We start from the raw sequence: 2,897 nt of genomic DNA on the forward strand, positions 1-2,897 counted from the left end.
CGGGCTTCACCCGCGACCACCAGCTGATCGAGAAGATCGGCGGCGTCATCATCGCGTCCAGAGGAACCGTTAGGACGTGCTTGGAACGGATGACCGCCTCCTGCGAGTTAAGCCGCCCGCTCTTTTCCGCAGCAAGCGAAGCGCCGTCAACAGTGACGGCCATCATCGCAGCCGATACAAACGAAACTGTCCGAGTGCACTGCATCGCATCCTCCGACACTGCACCGGCCTTTTGCTTCGTGGCCGGGACATTATAGTACATCAGATTTTCCTAAAATAGGCAAAGCATCACCGCCGGATTTGTCAGCCTGGCTTGGAATCGGTTTTCTCGAGGAGGAGCCGGCGCATTTTCTACTGCGAAGCCTAGCGACCCACATAGCGAATGCTTTATCGGAACCTTTTCCGCCCGCCGGGATTTGCGACCAGATTGGATTGGAGCCCGGCATGATCAACGACCTCTGGTATAAGAACGCTGTCATCTATTGCCTGTCCGTCGAGACCTTCATGGATGCGAACGGTGACGGCGTCGGTGATTTCAGGGTCTGATGCGGCGCCTCGATTATCTCTCCGGCCTTGGCGTGACAGCGATCTGGCTCATGCCGTTTCAGGCATCGCCCGGTCGCGACGACGGTTACGACGTCTCCGATTATTACAATGTCGACCCGCGCTATGGTTCGCTCGGCGATTTCGTCGAATTCACCCACGGCGCCAAGCAGCGCGGTATCCGGGTGCTGATCGATCTGGTGATCAATCATACATCCAGCGACCATCCCTGGTTCCAGGCCGCCAGGAGCGATCCACGCTCACGCTATCGCGACTGGTACGTCTGGTCGGAGAAAAAGCCTGATAATGCCGATCAGGGCATGGTCTTCCCTGGGGTCCAGAAGACGACCTGGACCTATGACGACAAGGCGAAGGCCTATTATTTTCACCGTTTTTACGATCACCAGCCCGATCTCAATACGTCGAACCCCGAGGTGCAGGCGGAGATCCTCAAGATCATGGGCTTCTGGATCCAGCTCGGCGTCTCCGGATTCAGGATGGATGCCGCCCCCTTCATCATCGCAACGAAAGGCGCCGACGTTACCAAGCCTGTCGAACAGTTCGATATGCTGAGGAAATTCCGCGAATTCCTGCAGTGGCGCCTGGGCGATTCCATCATCCTGGCAGAAGCCAATATCCTGCCGAAGGACAATTTCGAATATTTCGGCGATGATGGCGACCGCATGCAGATGATGTTCAATTTCCAGGTCAATCAGGCGCTGTTTTACGCTTTCGCCAGCGCCGATACGCGGCCGCTCAAGAAGGCCATGGAGGCGACGAAACCGCGCCCGGCGACCGCACAATGGGGCCTCTTCCTCCGCAACCATGATGAACTGGATCTCGGCCGGCTGACGGAAAAGCAACGCGGCGCGGTATTTGCCGCCTTCGGGCCTGAAAAGGACATGCAGCTTTACGACAGGGGCATTCGTCGTCGCCTCGCGCCCATGCTCGGCGGCGACCACCGCAGGATCGAAATGGCCTACAGCCTGCTGTTTTCGCTGCCAGGAACGCCCGTCATCCGCTACGGCGACGAAATCGGCATGGGCGACGATCTAGGCCTGCCGGAGCGCAATTGCGCACGCACGCCGATGCAATGGTCGACGGAACCGGAAGGCGGGTTCACCAAAAGTAAAAAGCCCATCTCACCCGTTATCAAGGATGGTCCCTACGGTTTCCAGCATGTCAATGTCGCCGAACAGCGGCGCGATCCCAACTCGTTGCTGAACTGGACCGAGCGGATGATCCGGATGCGCAAGGAAGCCCCTGAAATCGGCTGGGGCGATTTTTCCGTGATCGACACCGGGAATGACGGCGTGCTGGCGCTTCGTTATGACTGGCGCGGCAATTCGGTATTGATCCTGCACAATCTGCATGCGCAGCCGGCGGAGGTGACCTTCGATCCCGAGATCGGCGAAGACGGGCGGCAATTGATCGATATCGCCGATGGCGCGAGCAGCGAGGCAGACGAGAAAGGATTTCATACCGTCATGCTCGATGCATACGGCTATCGCTGGTATCGGGTCGGCGGACTCGATTATCTCCTCAGGCGGAAGGAGATTTAAGTCCTAAGGAGATCACATGGCCGTCCATATTCGCGTTCGCGCTTTCCCTGCTACTGGAACTCAAAAATCTGCCGGAAGACGCCCGGCGCGATGATCGACAGCGGGTTGATCTGCAGGTTCGGCTGGTCGAACTTGCCGGTCAGCTTGAAGGTGATGCCGATCAGGCCGCGGTCGCTGCCATTGCCGAGGATGACCCCGATCAGCGGCAGTTCGGCGAAGAGGCGGTTGAGGCCATAGGCGGGCATGAAGGTGCCCGTCATGTCCATGTTGCCCTTGCGGTCGCGCACGATGCCCTGGAAGGTCGCGCCGATCTGGTCGCCGCGCAGCACGCCGTTCTCGATGCCGACCATGCCATTGCGCGAGACGACACGGGCAAAGCCGCGCTGGAAGCGCTGCGACGAGGTATCGATGTCGCGCTTGACCGCTTCGTTGAGGCTGCGCTGCTCATTTCCGACCGGTGTCGAGACGATCGAGCGCAGGCGTTGTTCGTTGACGATCGCGAAGCGGCGCACGTCGAGCGAGCCGTCCCAGCCGCCTTCCGCCCCCAGCCGGATCGCCAGATTGAGCAGGCCGCCCTGCATGTGCTGGTAGAGATCGGCGAAACGCGATACCGCGCCGGCATCGCCGCTGGTGATGTTGATGACGCCGCCGTCCTTCATCTGGCTGACCACAGCCTCGCCGCTGTCGGTCACGGCGGAAAAATTGAGCGCCTGCAGCTTGTCGCCGCGCAGTGATATTTGCGCCTGGAAATTGCCGACCTTCTCGTCGTTGAAGCCGATGACGTTTTTCAGC

General features: G+C 59.4%; 2 protein-coding genes and 1 pseudogene. 1 reads left to right on the forward strand and 2 read right to left on the reverse strand.

Annotation, left to right across the window (positions count from 1 at the left end; all coding sequences use genetic code 11):
* Positions 1-205, reverse strand: a 205-nt coding sequence (locus FY112_RS37305) for a hypothetical protein (RefSeq protein ID WP_151517478.1), incomplete at its 3' end; no start/stop codon positions are given.
* 239 nt (positions 206-444) lie between these two features.
* Here FY112_RS37305 and FY112_RS01555 point away from each other — a divergent pair.
* Positions 445-2,105: pseudogene (locus tag FY112_RS01555) on the forward strand (alpha-amylase family protein).
* A gap of 50 nt (positions 2,106-2,155) precedes the next feature.
* On the opposite strand, the gene FY112_RS01560 reads toward FY112_RS01555, so the two are convergent.
* Positions 2,156-2,897 (reverse strand): AsmA-like C-terminal domain-containing protein (locus FY112_RS01560; RefSeq protein ID WP_181018123.1); only part of this gene is annotated, 742 nt, incomplete at its 5' end.

This window comes from Rhizobium sp. PEPV16 (assembly GCF_008919455.1).
GTDB lineage: Bacteria > Pseudomonadota > Alphaproteobacteria > Rhizobiales > Rhizobiaceae > Rhizobium > Rhizobium leguminosarum_Q.